11 protein-coding genes and 2 pseudogenes are annotated in these 14,473 nt (G+C 74.7%); 5 read left to right on the forward strand and 8 right to left on the reverse strand.

The window, feature by feature from the left end:
- Nucleotides 1–29 precede the first annotated feature (29 nt).
- The 4 genes from Q2K19_RS11105 to Q2K19_RS11120 all read right to left on the reverse strand — a co-directional run bounded on the left by Q2K19_RS11105 (nt 30) and on the right by Q2K19_RS11120 (nt 3,155).
- On the reverse strand, nt 30–578 hold the full coding sequence (locus tag Q2K19_RS11105; protein ID WP_302770219.1) for a YbaK/EbsC family protein: 549 nt from the start codon (nt 576–578) through the stop codon (nt 30–32).
- A 72-nt stretch (nt 579–650) separates the two neighbouring features.
- Complete coding sequence (locus Q2K19_RS11110; RefSeq protein ID WP_302770221.1) at nt 651–845, reverse strand: hypothetical protein; 195 nt, start codon at nt 843–845, stop codon at nt 651–653.
- 611 nt (nt 846–1,456) lie between these two features.
- Nucleotides 1,457–2,839: an MFS transporter gene (locus Q2K19_RS11115; protein ID WP_302770223.1), complete on the reverse strand. Its 1,383-nt coding sequence runs from the start codon at nt 2,837–2,839 to the stop codon at nt 1,457–1,459.
- Nucleotides 2,840–2,894: 55 nt separating this feature from the next.
- Nucleotides 2,895–3,155 (reverse strand): hypothetical protein, encoded by a 261-nt coding sequence (locus Q2K19_RS11120; RefSeq protein WP_302770225.1) that lies wholly within the window; start codon nt 3,153–3,155, stop codon nt 2,895–2,897.
- A 229-nt stretch (nt 3,156–3,384) separates the two neighbouring features.
- On the opposite strand from Q2K19_RS11120, the pseudogene Q2K19_RS11125 reads away from it, so the two are divergent.
- A pseudogene (locus Q2K19_RS11125) lies at nt 3,385–7,922 on the forward strand (HAD-IC family P-type ATPase).
- A gap of 120 nt (nt 7,923–8,042) precedes the next feature.
- Here Q2K19_RS11125 and Q2K19_RS11130 read toward each other — a convergent pair.
- The gene (locus tag Q2K19_RS11130; protein WP_302770227.1) at nt 8,043–8,462 is read right to left on the reverse strand and encodes a CBS domain-containing protein; all 420 of its coding nucleotides are present in this window, start codon (nt 8,460–8,462) and stop codon (nt 8,043–8,045) included.
- Nucleotides 8,463–8,581: 119 nt separating this feature from the next.
- Here Q2K19_RS11130 and Q2K19_RS11135 point away from each other — a divergent pair, with 119 nt between their 5' ends.
- Both Q2K19_RS11135 and Q2K19_RS11140 read left to right on the forward strand, forming a co-directional pair.
- Nucleotides 8,582–8,872 carry a hypothetical protein gene (locus Q2K19_RS11135; protein WP_302770229.1) on the forward strand — a complete coding sequence of 97 codons (291 nt, stop codon included), beginning with the start codon at nt 8,582–8,584 and terminating at the stop codon, nt 8,870–8,872.
- A gap of 84 nt (nt 8,873–8,956) precedes the next feature.
- A complete protein-coding gene (locus Q2K19_RS11140; protein WP_302770231.1) occupies nt 8,957–10,480 on the forward strand; it encodes a serine/threonine-protein kinase in 1,524 nt (507 codons plus the stop codon).
- 9 nt (nt 10,481–10,489) lie between these two features.
- Here Q2K19_RS11140 and Q2K19_RS11145 read toward each other — a convergent pair whose 3' ends face one another.
- Complete coding sequence (locus Q2K19_RS11145; RefSeq protein ID WP_302772411.1) at nt 10,490–11,443, reverse strand: L-threonylcarbamoyladenylate synthase; 954 nt, start codon at nt 11,441–11,443, stop codon at nt 10,490–10,492.
- Between the two features lie 149 nt (nt 11,444–11,592).
- On the opposite strand from Q2K19_RS11145, the gene Q2K19_RS11150 reads away from it, so the two are divergent.
- The gene (locus Q2K19_RS11150; RefSeq protein ID WP_302772932.1) at nt 11,593–11,847 is read left to right on the forward strand and encodes a DUF7660 family protein; all 255 of its coding nucleotides are present in this window, start codon (nt 11,593–11,595) and stop codon (nt 11,845–11,847) included.
- Nucleotides 11,848–12,051: 204 nt separating this feature from the next.
- On the opposite strand, the pseudogene Q2K19_RS11155 reads toward Q2K19_RS11150, so the two are convergent.
- Nucleotides 12,052–12,372 (reverse strand): annotated as a pseudogene (locus Q2K19_RS11155) (saccharopine dehydrogenase NADP-binding domain-containing protein); the annotation flags it as partial.
- A gap of 104 nt (nt 12,373–12,476) precedes the next feature.
- On the opposite strand from Q2K19_RS11155, the gene Q2K19_RS11160 reads away from it, so the two are divergent.
- Nucleotides 12,477–13,433 carry a helix-turn-helix domain-containing protein gene (locus Q2K19_RS11160; protein WP_302770233.1) on the forward strand — a complete coding sequence of 319 codons (957 nt, stop codon included), beginning with the start codon at nt 12,477–12,479 and terminating at the stop codon, nt 13,431–13,433.
- 60 nt (nt 13,434–13,493) lie between these two features.
- Here Q2K19_RS11160 and Q2K19_RS11165 read toward each other — a convergent pair whose 3' ends face one another.
- On the reverse strand, nt 13,494–14,462 hold the full coding sequence (locus Q2K19_RS11165) for an NADP-dependent oxidoreductase (RefSeq protein WP_458329370.1): 969 nt from the start codon (nt 14,460–14,462) through the stop codon (nt 13,494–13,496).
- Between the last annotated feature and the right edge of the window lie 11 nt (nt 14,463–14,473).

Raw genomic sequence — 14,473 nt, forward strand, 5'->3', positions numbered from 1 at the left:
CGTGGAACAAGATCGATGCCGGTGGTGATCTAGGCCGCCCTGGCCAGGTCCTCCACCACCGTTGCCCCGGGCAGCGCGCCGAGCGCGGGCCCGGGCAACGCGATCTTGCTGTGCCGTACGCCGGACCCGATGATCACGTGCGGTATGGCGATCACCCGCGAGTCCACCAGGATCGGCCAGTCCTCGGGCAGGCCGATCGGGGTGATCCCGCCGTACTCCATCCCGGTCAACTCGACCGCGTCGGCCATCGGGGCGAAGCTCGCCTTGCGCACGTCCAGCATCCGGCGGACCACGCCGTTCACGTCGGCCCGGGTGGTGGCGAGCACCATGCACGCCGCGTACCGGATCTCCCCACCCCGCTTGCCGGCGACCACCACGCAGTTCGCCGACTCCTCCAGCCCCACCTCGTACGCCGCGCAGAACGCCGCCGTGTCGGCCAGCTCGGCGTCGATCGGGGCGACCAGCACGTCGTCGACGTCCACCGGCGCCTCGTCCGGCCACCGCTCGATCGCCGCGGCGACCGGCGGCGCCAGCAGGTCCAGGCGGGTACGGGCGGGCTCGGTCTTCAGCGTCCCCATCACGGCTGCGATCCTCGCATCCGCCACCCGGTTCCGCTCACCGACGGGCCGACCCGTCCCGGCCGTCGGACCTCAGCTGCCGGTGAGGAAGGCGTTCTCGCGGGCGAACGTCCGGTCCTGGTGGGCCGCGAGTTCCTCGGCCCGCACCAGCTTGGCGCGGTGCGCCTCCACGTCCTCGATGCCGTGCCGGACACCCAGCCGGATCACGCCGTAGAGGAAGACGAAACCGAACACGTACAGGATCACGGTGGTGACGAAGACCAGCATGCGGTCACGGTAGAGCGGCCCGGAATCGCAGAAGGTTTCATTTCCGGCCCGTTCCCCCGTACGTGTCGGCCGGTGGTCGGCCCAGGTCGGGGTGGCGGTGGTACGTGAGCCCGCCCGAGCGCGGCGCCCGGCCGAGCCGTGAGCGGGGCGGATGCCGGCTGGTTCGTGGTCGGTGCCGACAATCCGTAGCTGGCGCCGGCACCCATGTGGGGGTCACGCCGATGTCCCGGCCGATCGGAACGCCGATGTCCCGGCCGATCGGCAGGTCTCCGGACGCTGTCGAGCTGATGTCATTGACGACTCAGGCCCGACCGTGGAGGCCCGGTTTGTCCGTCATGGCGGCACGCCACCGGTAGGCAGAGAGCCGTTGCCGCCCCGCGTGAGTCGTTGACGTCATCAACTCGACAGCGTCCTGAGGAAACACCGGTCGCCCGGAAACGCGGGACCAGACGATCACGCGGACCACCGGCGGGCAGCGAGGCCAGCCGGCCCGGAAAGACCAGTGCCGGGGCCCGGACCCTGGCCAGCCAGAGCCGGGCCGGCCAGAGCCGGGCCGGCCAGAGCCGGGCCACCCAGAGCCGGGCCGGCCCAGAGCCGGGCAGCCAGGGCGGTCAGGCCGTGGCCGCCGGGCGGAGCACCACCCGGCCGGCGAGCAGCACCCCGACCAGCGCGCAGCCGGCCGCCACGGCCAGGGTGAGCGCGTACTGCGCCGGCCCGGGAGCCGCGCCGGCGGCCAGCACCGCGCCGGTCAGCGCCAGCACGGTGGCCGCGGCCAGCGAGTCGCCCAGTTGCAGGGCGGAACTGTTGCGGCCCTGCTCGTCGGGGGCGGAGAGCGCCAGGGTGAGCACCGACAGGGACGGGTAGAGCAGCCCCATGCCGAGGCCCGCGACGGCCCAGGCGAGCACCGCAGCCGCCACCGGCACGCCGGGCAGCAGGGCCAGCGTGACCCCGGCCGTGCCGGTGGCGACGCAGGCCAGGCCGGCCCGGGGCAGGGTGGCGGCGGAGCGCGGCGTGGCGAGCCGGCCCTGGATCCACGAACCGACCGACCAGGCCAGCGCCCCGACGGTCAGCACCAGGCCGGCCGCGGTCGGCGAGAAGTGCCGTTCCCGGGAGAGCATCAGCGGGATCACCACCTCCGCCCCGGCGAACGCCGCCGAGGCGAGCCCTCGCAGGCCGATCACCGTCGGCAGCCCGCGGGCGGCCCGCAGGAAGCCGGCCGGCAGCAGCCGCGGAACGCAGACCAGCAGCCCGACCAGCGCCGCCCCGACCAGACCGACGGCGAGCGCACCGCGCTGCTGCCCCCCGTAGTGCAGCAGTGCGGCGCTCGCCCCCGCCCCGCAGGCCCAGCCGATCCGGGCCAGCGCGCCGGCCGCCGGCCGGACCCGGTCCGCCGCGCCCAGCGCCCGCAGCCCGGGCTGGATCAGCAGCACCGCCGGCACCGCGACGAGCGGCACCGCGAGGAATACCCACCGCCAGCCCAGATGCTCGACGATGAGACCGGCCAGCGCCGGACCGACCAGCGACGGCACCACCCAGGCCGCGGCGAACGCGGCGAAGACCTTGCGCCGCAACTCCTCCGGGTACGCCTGCCCGACGATCACGTACAGCGCGACGGAGAGGAGGCCGGAGCCGAAGCCCTGCACCACCCGGCCGACGACTAGCACCCCCATCGTCGGGGCCGCCCCGGCGACCACCAGCCCCGCCACGAACCAGGCCACCCCGTGCCACATCGACGCCCGCGGGCCGCGCGCGTCGCACCAGATGCCGGAGACCACCATGGCCACGACGCCGGAGGCGAACGGGCCACCGAAGGCGAGGGCGTACAGGCTCAACCCGTCGAGGCTGCGGGCCACCGTGGGCATCGCGGTGCCCACCGCGAGGGCCTCGAACGCCAGCAGGGACACCAGCGCCACGCTGCCGACGGTCATCGCCCGCAGGCGCGGCGAGTACAGGCGGACGGGCGGGGTCGATGGAACGGCGGTGGCGGTCGACATGGGCACAAGCTTGGGACCTCAACGTGGGTTGAGGTCAACGGTGAGCCCCGTCTCGTCAGGCCGACTCGAGCGCCTCACCGATGCCCTTGACCAATCCGGACATGTGCTGATCGGCCAGGAGATGCCCGGCGGTGATCACCAGGGCCATCGGCCACTCGATGACCTGGAGAGCGGCGAGCACGCCCAGCCCCGCGTAGTAGACGACCTTGTCCGGCGGGGGCACCGCAACCTCGCCCAGCATCGGGATCTCCACCCGTCGGCAGTAGGTGTTGAGCGTCTCGTGCGACCCACTGAGGTGCCGCGTCAGCGTGCTCATCTCCGCCTCCCCGTTCCGACGACCACGATCGGCGTGCGAGCGGCATTCCACCGGCGACCCGGTCCATGCCCCGGGCAGCGAGGAATTTTGCCCTGCTGAGGGGGCATAACGGACGCCCGGCCGGGAAGTCGGCCCGCCGGGACGAGGGCGCGGGAGGCGAGATGGCGCACGGCGAGCACGGCCACGGGAGCACCGGGGAGCGGGGCCGACCGCTCGGCCGTACGCCTCGATGACCTCCCTGGGCCGGTACGCCGGCCTCCTGCTGTCGCCGGCCACGGTGCCGGTCGCTGCCGCACGGGTCGCCCGTACCGTCGCCACCGCCGTTCCGGGCGCCGCCCGGGCCACCGCCTCGGCGGCGCAGCACGCGGCCCCCCGCACGGTCGGCGAGGCGGCAGGCGGCGTCGGCGCGGCGGCCGGCCGGCTGGCCCGGCTCGCCGGGCTCACCCGCCGCCGGGTCTGGTCCTGGGACGGCCGGCACCACATCGAGGTGCACGGCGTCTGCCAGGACGGCGGTGACGGTCTGGCCCGGCAGGTCGAGGCGGCGCTGGAACGGATACCCGGAGTGGCCTGGGCCCGGGTGAACGCGCCGTCCGGCCGGGTGGTCGTCGCCGTCGAGGAGCCGAAACCGAAACTGCGCGAGCTGATCGCCACGGTGGCGCGCGCCGAGCGGACGTGCCCGTACGAGCCGGACCCGGAGATCCCGCCGCCGCACCCGCCCGAGGAGGGCCCCGCACGCCCCGCACCCTGGGCGCGCTGGTCTCCGACGGGCTCGGCCTGACCATCTCGGCGGCCACCCGCATCCTGCCGTTCACCCCGGTTCCGGGTGAGGTGGCCGGCTTCCTCAGCGCGGTCGACCTGCATCCGAGGCTGCACGCGCTGGCCGGTCGGGGACTGCGCGCAGACCCCCGCGCCGAGGTGATCTTCCCGCTCGTCGAGGCGGTCGTGCAGGGCCTCACCGGCGGCTGGGCCGGCATCGTGCTGGACGGCGCGCAGCGGGTGGTCCAGTGGGGCGAGGCGCGGGCCCAGCTCGCCGCCTGGTCGAAGGCCGAGCCGAGGCTGACCGGCAGCCCCGAGCGGGCCGTCGCCCGGGTGCCGGACGGGGAGCGCCCCTGCGCCGTCCCCGACGGCCCGGCCGAACGGTACATCTCCCGGGCGCTGGCGGTCGGGGCGGCGGCCGGCGCGGCGGCGGCGCCGGTGGCCGGCGGGAAACGGGCCGCCGCGCTGGCCCTCTCCTCGCTGCCCAAGGCGCCGGGAAGCGGTCGTGAGGGGTACGCCGCCCAACTCGGCCGGATGCTGGCCCGGCGCGGGGTCATCGCCATGGACCGCAGCGTGCTGCGCGAGCTGGACCGGATCGACACGGTGGTGCTGGACGCCCGGGTGCTCGGCTCGGACCGGGGCGTCCTGGCCGACCTGGCGCCCCTGCCCGGCGCGGACACCGGGCAGGTGGCCGCCCGGGCCTTCGCCCTGTTCGATCCGGCGGAGCCGGACGGGGTACGGCAGGCCGACGGCTGGCGGCTCGGCCCGCTGAACCGGATCGACGCCCACGATCCCGGGGACACCCCGGACAGCCGGCGGCTCCGCGAGGACGGCGGCCGGCTGCTCGGCCTGGCGGACGGCGACACCCTCGCCGCGGTCGTCCGGGTCGAGCCGGAGCCCGCGCCCGGCGTGGACGTCCTGCCCACCGCCGTCCGCCAGGCCGGCCTGCGGCTCGTGGTGGCCGGTGACGACGACGGCCGGTACGGCTTCGCCGACGCGTTGCTGCCTGGCGGCGCCCACCTCGCCGACTCGGTACGCGCCCTGCAACGGGAGGGCGCCGTCGTCATGCTGGTCTCCGGCGACCGGGCCGGGCTGGCAGCCGCCGACTGCGGGCTCGGCGTGTCCGCCCCGGACGACCTCCCGCCGTGGGGCGCGCACCTGCTGGTCGGCGACGACCTGCGGATTCCCGCGCTGCTGATCGACGCCACCGGGGTGGCCCGCCGGATGACCGGGCAGAACATCCGGATCGCGATGGCCGGCAGCGGTCTCGGCGCGCTCGGCGCGTTCACCGCCGCACCCGAACTGCTGCCCGGTCGGACCTACGCCGCGGTCAACGGCGCCGCCGCGCTCGCCTTCGCACATGGCGTGTGGCGGGCGCACCGGCTGCCGGACCGCACCCGCACCCCGTCCCCCGCGCTGACCGTGTGGCACCTGATGCCGGTGCAGACCGCCCTCGACCAGCTCGGCACCGACCCGAACGGGTTGACCAGCGAGGAGGCGGCCCGCCGCCGCCGGGAGGTGACCGGCGGCGGGGCCGGCCCCGCCGGGCTGCTCCGGGTCTTCGTGGAGGAGCTGTCCAACCCGCTCACCCCGGTGCTCGCCGCCGGGGCGGTGCTCTCCGCCGCATTCGGCTCGCTGGTCGACGCGGCGCTCGTCGGCGGCGTGGTCGGCGGATCGGCGCTGGTCGGCGCGGTGCACCAGCGCAACACCGAGCGCTCCCTGTCCGAGCTGCTGTCCCGCTCCGCGGTGACCGCGCGGGTGTTCCGGGACGGCGTCGAGCAGGTGGTGCCGGCCGAGGACCTGGTGGCCGGGGACGTGGTCGCGGTCGGCGCCGGGGACGCCATCCCGGCCGACTGCCGGCTGATCAGCTCGGACGGGCTGGAGGCCGACGAGTCATCGCTGACCGGCGAGTCGCTGCCGGTGGCCAAGTCCCCCGAGCCGGTGGTCGCGGCGGCCGTCGCCGAGCGCCACTCCATGCTCTACGAGGGCACCACCGTCGCCGCCGGCCACGGCACCGCGGTCGTGGTGGCGACCGGGGAGGAGACCGAGGCGGGACGGAGCCTCGCCCTGGCCCGGCAGGCCCCGCCGGCCAGCGGGGTGGAGGCCCGGCTCGGAAAGCTGACCAACGCGGCCGTACCGCTCGCGGCCGGCTCGGCGATCGCGGTGGCCGGGGCGGGACTGCTCCGGGGCGTACCCCTGGCGGCTACGGCGGCGACCGCCGCGAACCTGGCCGTGGCCTCGGTGCCTGAGGGGCTGCCGTTCCTGGTCAGCGCCGCGCAGCTGGCGGCGGCGCGGCGGCTGGCCGAGCACGGCGCGCTGGTCCGCAACCCCCGGACCATCGAGGCGCTGGGCCGGGTCGACGTGCTCTGCTTCGACAAGACCGGCACCCTGACCGAGGGGAAGCTGCTGCTGGCCGGGGTGGGCTCCGGCGACGACCGGTACGCCCCACCCGATCGGCTGGACCAGCCGCTGCGGCTGACCCTGGCCACGGCGCTGCGGGCCACCCCGCCGGCGGCCGACCCGGACGAGTTGCCCCAGCAGACCGACCGGGCGGTCCGCCGGGGCGCGGGCACGGCCGGGGTGGTGGAGCAGACCGGCGCGGCGGCCTGGACGGCGGTGGGCGGGCTGCCGTTCGAGCCGTCCCGGGGCTACCACGCCACAGTCGGGCGCGACGCCGACGGCCTGCTGCTCAGCGTCAAGGGCGCCCCCGAGTCGGTGCTGCCGCGCTGCACGGCCCGGCGGACCGAGCGGGGCGACGAGCCGCTGGACGGGATCGGCCGGGACGGGCTGCACGCCATGCTCGCCGAACGGGCCGGGGCCGGGCATCGGATCCTCGCCGTCGCCGAGTGCCGGATCGGCACCGAGTCAGTCAACGACGAGCAGGTGGAGGGGCTGGTCTTCCTCGGCTTCCTGGCCCTCGCCGACGGGGTGCGGGAGAGCGCGGCGCCCGCGGTCCGCCGGATCCGGCAGGCCGGCGTGCACACCATCATGATCACCGGTGACCATCCGGCCACCGCCGCGGCGATCGCCGCGACGATCAGTCCCGACCACGGCGAGCAGCAGGTGGTCACCGCGACCGACCTGGACCGGCTCGACGACGAGGCGCTGGCCGCGCGGCTGATGGCGACCGACGTGGTGGCCCGGTGCACCCCGGCGCACAAGGTCCGCATCATCCAGGCGCTGCAGCGGCACGGGCGGACCGTGGCGATGACCGGGGACGGCGCCAACGACGCGCCGGCGATCCGGCTGGCCGACGTGGGCATCGCGCTCGGCCAGCGGGGCACCCCGGCGGCGCGCGCCGCCGCCGACCTGGTGGTCACCGACGACCGGCTGGAGACGATCATCGCCACCCTGGTGGAGGGCCGGGCGATGTGGTCCTCGGTCCGCCACGCGCTGAGCATCCTCGTCGGCGGCAACCTCGGCGAGATCGCGTTCAGCATCCTGACCGCCGCCAGCACCGGCCGGTCCGCGCTGACCGGCCGGCAACTGCTCCTGGTCAACCTGCTCACCGACCTGGTGCCGGCGCTGGCCATCGCGGTCCGGCCGCCCGCCTCGGACCGGGCCGACCACCTGCTGCGGGAGGGGCCGGACAGCTCCCTCGGCGAGACGATGACCCGGGAGATCGCGCTGCGGGCGGGGGCCACCACGCTGGGCGCGACCGCCGGTTGGACGCTGGCCCGGTACACCGGGCGGAACCGCCGGGCCGGCACCGTCGCGCTCGCCTCCCTCGTCGGCACCCAGCTCGGCCAGACCGTGCTGGCCGGCGGGACCAGCCCGACCGTCCTGGCCTCCACCGCCGCCTCGATCGGGGTGCTGGTGGCGGTGGTGCAGACCCCCGGGGTCAGCCAGTTCTTCGGCTGCACCCCGCTCGGCCCGGTGGGCTGGACCATCGCCGCCGGCTCCGCGCTCGGCGCCACCTTCGCCAACGGCGCGCTCACCCGGCTGGTCGACCGCCTCCCGCAGCACGGCCTCCACCCGCATGGGCCGACCGATCAGGGGTACGGCGCCTGAGGTGACCTTTGTCGGCACGGCGACGACACCCTGACCGGGCGCCACCCGGCCCGGCGGGGACGGCGAACCGCCGCCCTCCCCGGCGCGGGCCGGAACAGGGCGGCGGTCGGGTCGAACGGGTCAGACGCGCTCGGAGATGGCCTCGATGAGGTCGCCCACCGGGCGCTCGGGCAGCGACCGGGCCACGTCGGCGACGGCCACGATGCCGACGAGTTCGTGCCCGTCGATCACCGGCAGCCGGCGTACCTTGTGCTTGCCCATGGTCCGCAGGATCTCGGCCGCGTCGTCGTCCGCGCCGATGGTCACGGCCTCACCCTGGGCCAGCTCACCCGCGGTCACGCTGCCCGGGTCGCGGCCCTCGGCGAGCACCTTCACCACGATGTCCCGGTCGGTCAGCATGCCCCGGAGGCGGTTGTCGTCGCCGCAGATCGGCAGCGAACCCACCCCCAGCTCGGCCATTCGCCGGGCGGCCGTACGCAGGTCGTCCTGCTCCCGAACACAGCTCACGTTGCTGGTCATGATCTCGCGTGCGGTCGGCATTGGTATGACACCTCACTTTCGGGGGGTTGTTACCTGTACCTCCTACCCCCGACACGCCGGGACATTCCGGGGACATGGCCGGCGGTCGGGCGGGAACGCAGCCGGTGGAGGTGATCGAGATGCCGTTCATCCAGACCGTGGAGTACCAGACCGACCGTCCCCAGGAGGTACGCACGCTCATCGAGGAGTGGGGTCGCCGGCATCCGTCCCCGGGTCCGGCGCGGCTCACGCTCGCCGAGGACCGGGACCAACCCGGCCACATGATGGTGGTAGCCGAGTTCGACAGCTACGAGCAGGCGATGAAGCACAGCGGACAGCCCGAGACCGCCGCGTACGCCGAGCGGATGCGGCGGTTGGCCAAGGGGGAGCCGCGCTACGTCAACCTCGACGTGGCCCACCAGGAGACCTGACCGGAACGCTCGGCGGCCGGCCGGGCACGACACGCCCCGGCCGGTCGACGCGCGCCCGGGCGAGGCATTGATTAGCGTGACGGCATGGTCCACGACGAGCAGGGGCTCGTATCAGGCCGTCTGCTGAACGGCCGGTACCAGTCCGAGGAGCTGCTGGGCAGCGGCGGCATGGGCGAGGTGTGGCGGGGCCGGGACCTGCGACTGGAGCGGCCGGTCGCGATCAAGGTGCTCACCGCCGCCGGTCTTCGCGAGCCGATGGCCGCCGAGCGCTTCGACCGCGAGGCGCGTACGGCGGCCCGGCTGGCCCACCCGCACATCGTCGGGGTGTACGACTTCGGCAGCGACGAGAACGCCTCCTACCTGGTCATGGAGCTGGTGGAGGGGCGGACGGTCGCGGCGCTGATCGCCGATGGCCCGCTTTCCGTCGGGCAGGCCGTGTCGATCGCCGTGCAGGCCTGCGACGGGCTCGCCGCCGCCCACGCGGCCGGGGTCGTGCATCGGGACATCAAGCCGGGAAACCTCATCGTCACGCCCCACGGCACGGTGAAGATCTGCGACTTCGGCATCGCCCGCCTGCCCCGGGCGGACGGGCAGGACGCCCTCACCGGGCCGGCGATCAAGCTGGGCACCAGCTCGTACATGTCGCCGGAGCAGGCACTCGGCCGGCCGGTCGACTCCCGCGCCGACCTCTACGGTCTGGGCTGCACCCTCTACGCGATGCTCGCCAGCCGGCCGCCCTTCGCCGGTGACCCGCTCGACGTGCTGCACCAGCACGTCAACCAACCGCCCCCGCAGCTGCGGGAGCAGCGGCCCGACGTACCGACCGAGCTGGACGACCTGGTGCGCGAGCTGCTGGCCAAGGATCCGGCCGACCGCCCGGGTGACGCGGTCGTGGTCCGGGGCCGGCTCGCCGCCCTGCTGCCCCGGGCCGGTGGCCCCGTGGCGCCGGCCGTAACGGTTCAGCCGGCTCCGCCGGCGCCGGTCCCGCCGGCGAAGCCGGCCGGGGTGGGCCGGCCCGCGCCCGCCGCCGACCAGCCGGCCCGGCGGCGGTCCCGGGTGCTGCTCCTGACCGCCATGGTGGGCGTCGCACTGCTCGTCCTGGCCGGCGCCCTGCTGCTGCGCCCGCCCGCCGAACCCGCCGCCAGCGGCCCGGCCGCCCCGGCCACCCCGACCGCCCCAACTACCCTCACCACCTCGGTCACGGCGGCAGCTCCGCCCGTCGTGCCGGTCACCGTCGAGCCCGGCAGCCCCACCCCGCGTACGCTCGCGCCCACCACCCGCACCGCGGCCGACCGTACGCCGACGGCGCCCGCCACCTCCCGTGCCGTCAGCCCGGTGCCGCCCGCCGATCCGATCGTCGCGATGCGCCTGTCGATCCAGAAACAGGTCGACTCCGGCCAGTTGTCCCCGGACGCGGCCAAGGACCTGCACGCCAAGGTGGACGCCATCGCCAAGGAGATCACCGAAGGCGACACCAACGCGGCGACGGACCAGATCAAGAAGCTGCGCGACAAGCTGTCCGAGCTGCTGCGCGGCGGCAAGCTCAGCGCCGCCGGCTACGACGAGCTGTCCGCCGGGGTCGACCGGATCGCCGCCGAGTTGCCGTGACCCCGACGGTCAGTGCCAGGTCGCGGCGGCCCGCCGCAACCGGTCGTTGATCGCCCGGCCCACCCCCACCTCGGGGACCGGCTCGGCGACGATCTCGGTCACCGCGACCGCGTCCAGCCGGTGCAGGGCGTCGAAGAGCCGCGCCGCCGCCACGGTCAGGTCCCCTTCGGGCGACAGCACCTCCACCGCCGCCCACCCGGCGGCCGCCGGCCGCTCCCGGAAGGCCAGGAACCCGCGCCGGGCGCCGTCGTCCGGCGCCGACTCCGCCGACCCCAACCGTAGCGGGGTACGCGGGGCGTAGTGCGCGGCCAACGTCCCGGGCGCCATCGGCTGGCCGGAGCTGCCCGGTCGTACGTCGACCGGTCCGACCGCCTCGACCAGCGCCTCCACCGGCAGCGCGCCCAGCCGCAGCACCACCGGCCGCTCGCCGCGGGCGTCCACGATGGTCGACTCGATGCCGCACCGGGTGGGCCCGCCGTCGAGTACCACGTCCACCGCGTCACCCAGCCCAGCCACCACGTGCTCGGCCCGGGTCGGGCTGAGCTGCCCGAACCGGTTGGCGCTGGGCGCGGCGACCGGCACCCCGGCGGCGGCGATCAGCGCCCGGGCGGACGGCTCGTCCGGTACCCGCACCGCCATGGTGTCCAGCCCGGAGGTCACGATCGGCGGGATCACCGCCGGCCGGTCCACGATCAGGGTGAGCGGACCGGGCCAGAAGCGCTCGACCAGCGCGGTGATCGCCGGCGGCACCTCCCCGACCAGATTGGGCAGGTCGGCGGCGTCGGCCAGGTGGCTGATCAGCGGGTCGAAGCTGGGCCGGGCCTTCGCCGCGAAGATCCGGGCCGCCGCCTCGGCGTCGAGCGCGTTCGCGCCCAGCCCGTAGACCGTCTCGGTGGGGAAGGCGACCAGCCCTCCGGCACGCAGGACGGAGGCGGCTTCGTCGATGCCGCGGTCGGCGGGCAGGACGCGCGGGGATCCGGTGCTCACGCACCGACGCTAGCCTGCCCCCCGCGGCCCGGTACGGCGGGCCGCCCTCCCGCCCGGCGTTCCATTCGGCGGGCGAGGGGTAGGCAGACGGGCAATCCCGGTGCGGACCGCAGGAGGCAGGCACGATGACCGACGAGCGTCCCCGCAAGCGCGTCGACAACGTCGACGACCTGGTCACCTGGTTGCAGTGGCTCGCCGACGACGTGGCCCGGGCCCCGGACGCGGTGGTGCACCCGGAGCTGGACCACTTCCTGGCCGCCTGCGCCACCCAACTGCGGGACCGGGCCCGGATGCGGCGCCGCGCCGGCCGTACCGGACCGGAGCAGCCGTCCTGGCAGCTCATCGCCGACGTGCTGTACGACGCGGCCTACCACTACTGACCCGGCCGGCGTCAGCCCCGCGACTCGGCCACGCCGGCCCGGAGGTCGACCTCGAAGGTGGGGTACTCGGGCTGGGGACACGGCAGCCCTCGCCGTCGTGACCAGCAGATCGCCGAGTCCGCCGAAGAAGGCCATCGCCGGGACCACCGCGACGCCCGCAGCCTGAGCGCGGTCGGTGAAGTGCGTGAACGTGTCGAGGTTGGCCTCGATCTCGGCCGCCACGTCCACGTACGGGATCCTGGTGCGCAGGGCGGCCTCGATCACGGGGGCGGCGGTCGAGGCGAACGGGCCGGCGCAGTTGATCACCGCTGCCGCGCCCTTCAACGCCTGGTCGAGCGAGGCCGGATCGTCGGCCGACGCCACCCGGTATTCGAGCCCCGGATGCGCCGCCGCCAGCGCCTGGAGCTTGCCTGCGTCGCGACCGAGGAGAAGCGGAACGAACCCGCGATCGCGCAACTCCGTCACCACGAACCGCCCGGTGTGTCCGTACGCACCGAACACCGCCACGGTCTGACCCGAACCCATCTGCAGTTCCTCCGTGCTTTTCGAAAGATCGACTGAGGAGACCCTCTCAGCAGCGGCCGGCCCGTACTAGTGTCTGGAACGCCACGCTCCATACAATTTCGGACATGGCCACTGTCGCGCTCGCCGCCACCGACGCGATGCTGCACTTCGAGCTCGCCATGGCCTGCGAGGTCTTCGTCCGCGACCCCTCCGGCCTGGCAGACCCGTGGTACGACCTGGTGGTCTGCGGCCCGGGCCCGGTCCGGATCGGCCGATTCCGAATGGAACCCGACGACGGGTTGGACCGGCTCGCCCGCGCCGACACCGTGATCATCCCGGCCGTGGAGGACATCGACGCGGACGTGCCCGCCGACCTGCTCGACGCCGTCCGCGCGGCCCACGCGGCGGGCGCTCGGATGGTCTCGCTGTGCACCGGTGCGTTCGTGCTGGCCGCCGCCGGAGTCCTGGACGGGCTGCGCGCGACCACACACTGGGCCCACACCGAGGCGCTGGCCGCCCGCTATCCCCGGGTGCAGGTCGACCCGGACGTGCTCTACGTCGACAACGGCAACGTGCTCGCCTCTGCCGGCAAAGCCGCCGCGATCGACCTGTGCCTGCACCTGATCCGCCGCGACCACGGCTCGACGGTCGCCAACGCCGTCGCCCGCCGCCTGGTCGTGCCGCCGCATCGCGCCGGCGGCCAGGCCCAGTTCGTCACCACCCCGGTGCCCGCCCGCGACGACCATCCCCTCGCCGACCTGTTCCCCTGGGCGATGGAACGGCTGAACCGTCCGCTGACCGTGGAGGACCTGGCTCGCCAGGCGAACATGAGCTCGCGCAACCTGGCCCGCCACTTCAAGTCGGTAACCGGCACCACCCCGCTGCAGTGGCTGTCTACGCAGCGGATCCGCCGGGCCCAGGAGCTGCTGGAGAACACCGACAACAGCATCGACGCCATCGCGGAGGCGGCTGGCATGGGTACCGCCACGACGCTGCGCCGACACTTCAACCGCACCGTCGGTGTGCCCCCGGACGCCTACCGTCGCACCTTCCGCAGCGCCTGGCCCGCGTCAGAATCGTGAACACCATCGCGTCGACGGCCTGACAGCTTCCCTCCCTGCGCGCGGGAGGAGGGCTCCCGGTCAATCGCCGTTCGTGACGCGGATGATGGTCTTTCCGGGCACTCGGGGGGCGTCCGGCCCGAATGCGGCCACTGCCTCCGACAGGGGCCGGATGGCTCCGATGTTCGGGGTGAGTCGTCCGTCGCGCAGTCGCGTGGCCAGTTCGGTGAGTTGGGAACGGTCGGCTTCGACGACGAAGAAGACCGCGCGGCCGTTCTGCGGCTGGATCTCCGGCGGGCTGGCGATGGTGACGAGCGTGCTGCCGGGACGCACGAGTGCGGTGGAGCGGTCGCGGATGTCACCGCCGATCACGTCGAAGACCACATCGACCTGCCCGACGTCTTCAAGAGTCTCGTTCTCGAGGTCCACGAACGCGTCGACGCCCAGCTTCAGTGCGGTGTCTCGGTCTCGTGCGCGGCCGGTACCGACCACTCGTGCTCCGACCTCGCGGACGAGCTGGACTGCGATCGAGCCGACACCACCCGCGGCGCCGTGGATCAGGACAGTCTGACCCGGTTCGATACGGGCGTGGACGAAGAGGGCCTGCCAGGCGGTGAGTCCGGAGATCGCCGCGGCCGTGGCCACGGCGTGGTCCACGTCCGCGGGCAGCGGGGCGAGGTTGCGGGCCTCGACGGCCACGTACTCGGCCAGAGAGCCGTTGCGCGTCCAGTCGGTCAGACCGAACACACGCTGCCCCACGCTCAGCCCCGTGGTGCCGTAGCCCAGCTCGATCACGACACCGGACACCTCGTGTCCGGGAACGGACGGGGTGCGGTCCCGCCCGGCGCGGTCGGTCCACGTCCCCGGCCAGGTCAACTCCCCGGGAGTGAACCCTGCCGCGTGCACGTGCACCATGACTTCGTTCTCCGCCAGGTGCGGGTACGGCACCTCGGTCAGGGTCAGCCCGGCCAATCCGGCCTCCTGGTCCCGCACGGTGATCGCTTGCACCCAGCTCCTCTCTCTGCCGAAGCCCGCGCACACCGTCAGCATCGCCTCCGAGC

Source organism: Micromonospora sp. NBRC 110009, from assembly GCF_030518795.1.
Taxonomy (GTDB): domain Bacteria; phylum Actinomycetota; class Actinomycetes; order Mycobacteriales; family Micromonosporaceae; genus Micromonospora.

Coding starts and splice junctions, on each gene's coding strand:
- Q2K19_RS11115 (WP_302770223.1), bottom strand. CDS start 2,839: ATGTCGACCGCCACCGCCGTTCCATCGACCCCGCCCGTCCGCCTGTAC.
- Q2K19_RS11130 (WP_302770227.1), bottom strand. CDS start 8,462: ATGCCGACCGCACGCGAGATCATGACCAGCAACGTGAGCTGTGTTCGG.
- Q2K19_RS11150 (WP_302772932.1), top strand. CDS start 11,593: ATGACCGACGAGCGTCCCCGCAAGCGCGTCGACAACGTCGACGACCTG.
- Q2K19_RS11105 (WP_302770219.1), bottom strand. CDS start 578: ATGGGGACGCTGAAGACCGAGCCCGCCCGTACCCGCCTGGACCTGCTG.
- Q2K19_RS11120 (WP_302770225.1), bottom strand. CDS start 3,155: ATGAGCACGCTGACGCGGCACCTCAGTGGGTCGCACGAGACGCTCAAC.
- Q2K19_RS11165 (WP_458329370.1), bottom strand. CDS start 14,462: ATGCTGACGGTGTGCGCGGGCTTCGGCAGAGAGAGGAGCTGGGTGCAA.
- Q2K19_RS11160 (WP_302770233.1), top strand. CDS start 12,477: ATGGCCACTGTCGCGCTCGCCGCCACCGACGCGATGCTGCACTTCGAG.
- Q2K19_RS11140 (WP_302770231.1), top strand. CDS start 8,957: ATGGTCCACGACGAGCAGGGGCTCGTATCAGGCCGTCTGCTGAACGGC.
- Q2K19_RS11135 (WP_302770229.1), top strand. CDS start 8,582: ATGCCGTTCATCCAGACCGTGGAGTACCAGACCGACCGTCCCCAGGAG.
- Q2K19_RS11110 (WP_302770221.1), bottom strand. CDS start 845: ATGCTGGTCTTCGTCACCACCGTGATCCTGTACGTGTTCGGTTTCGTC.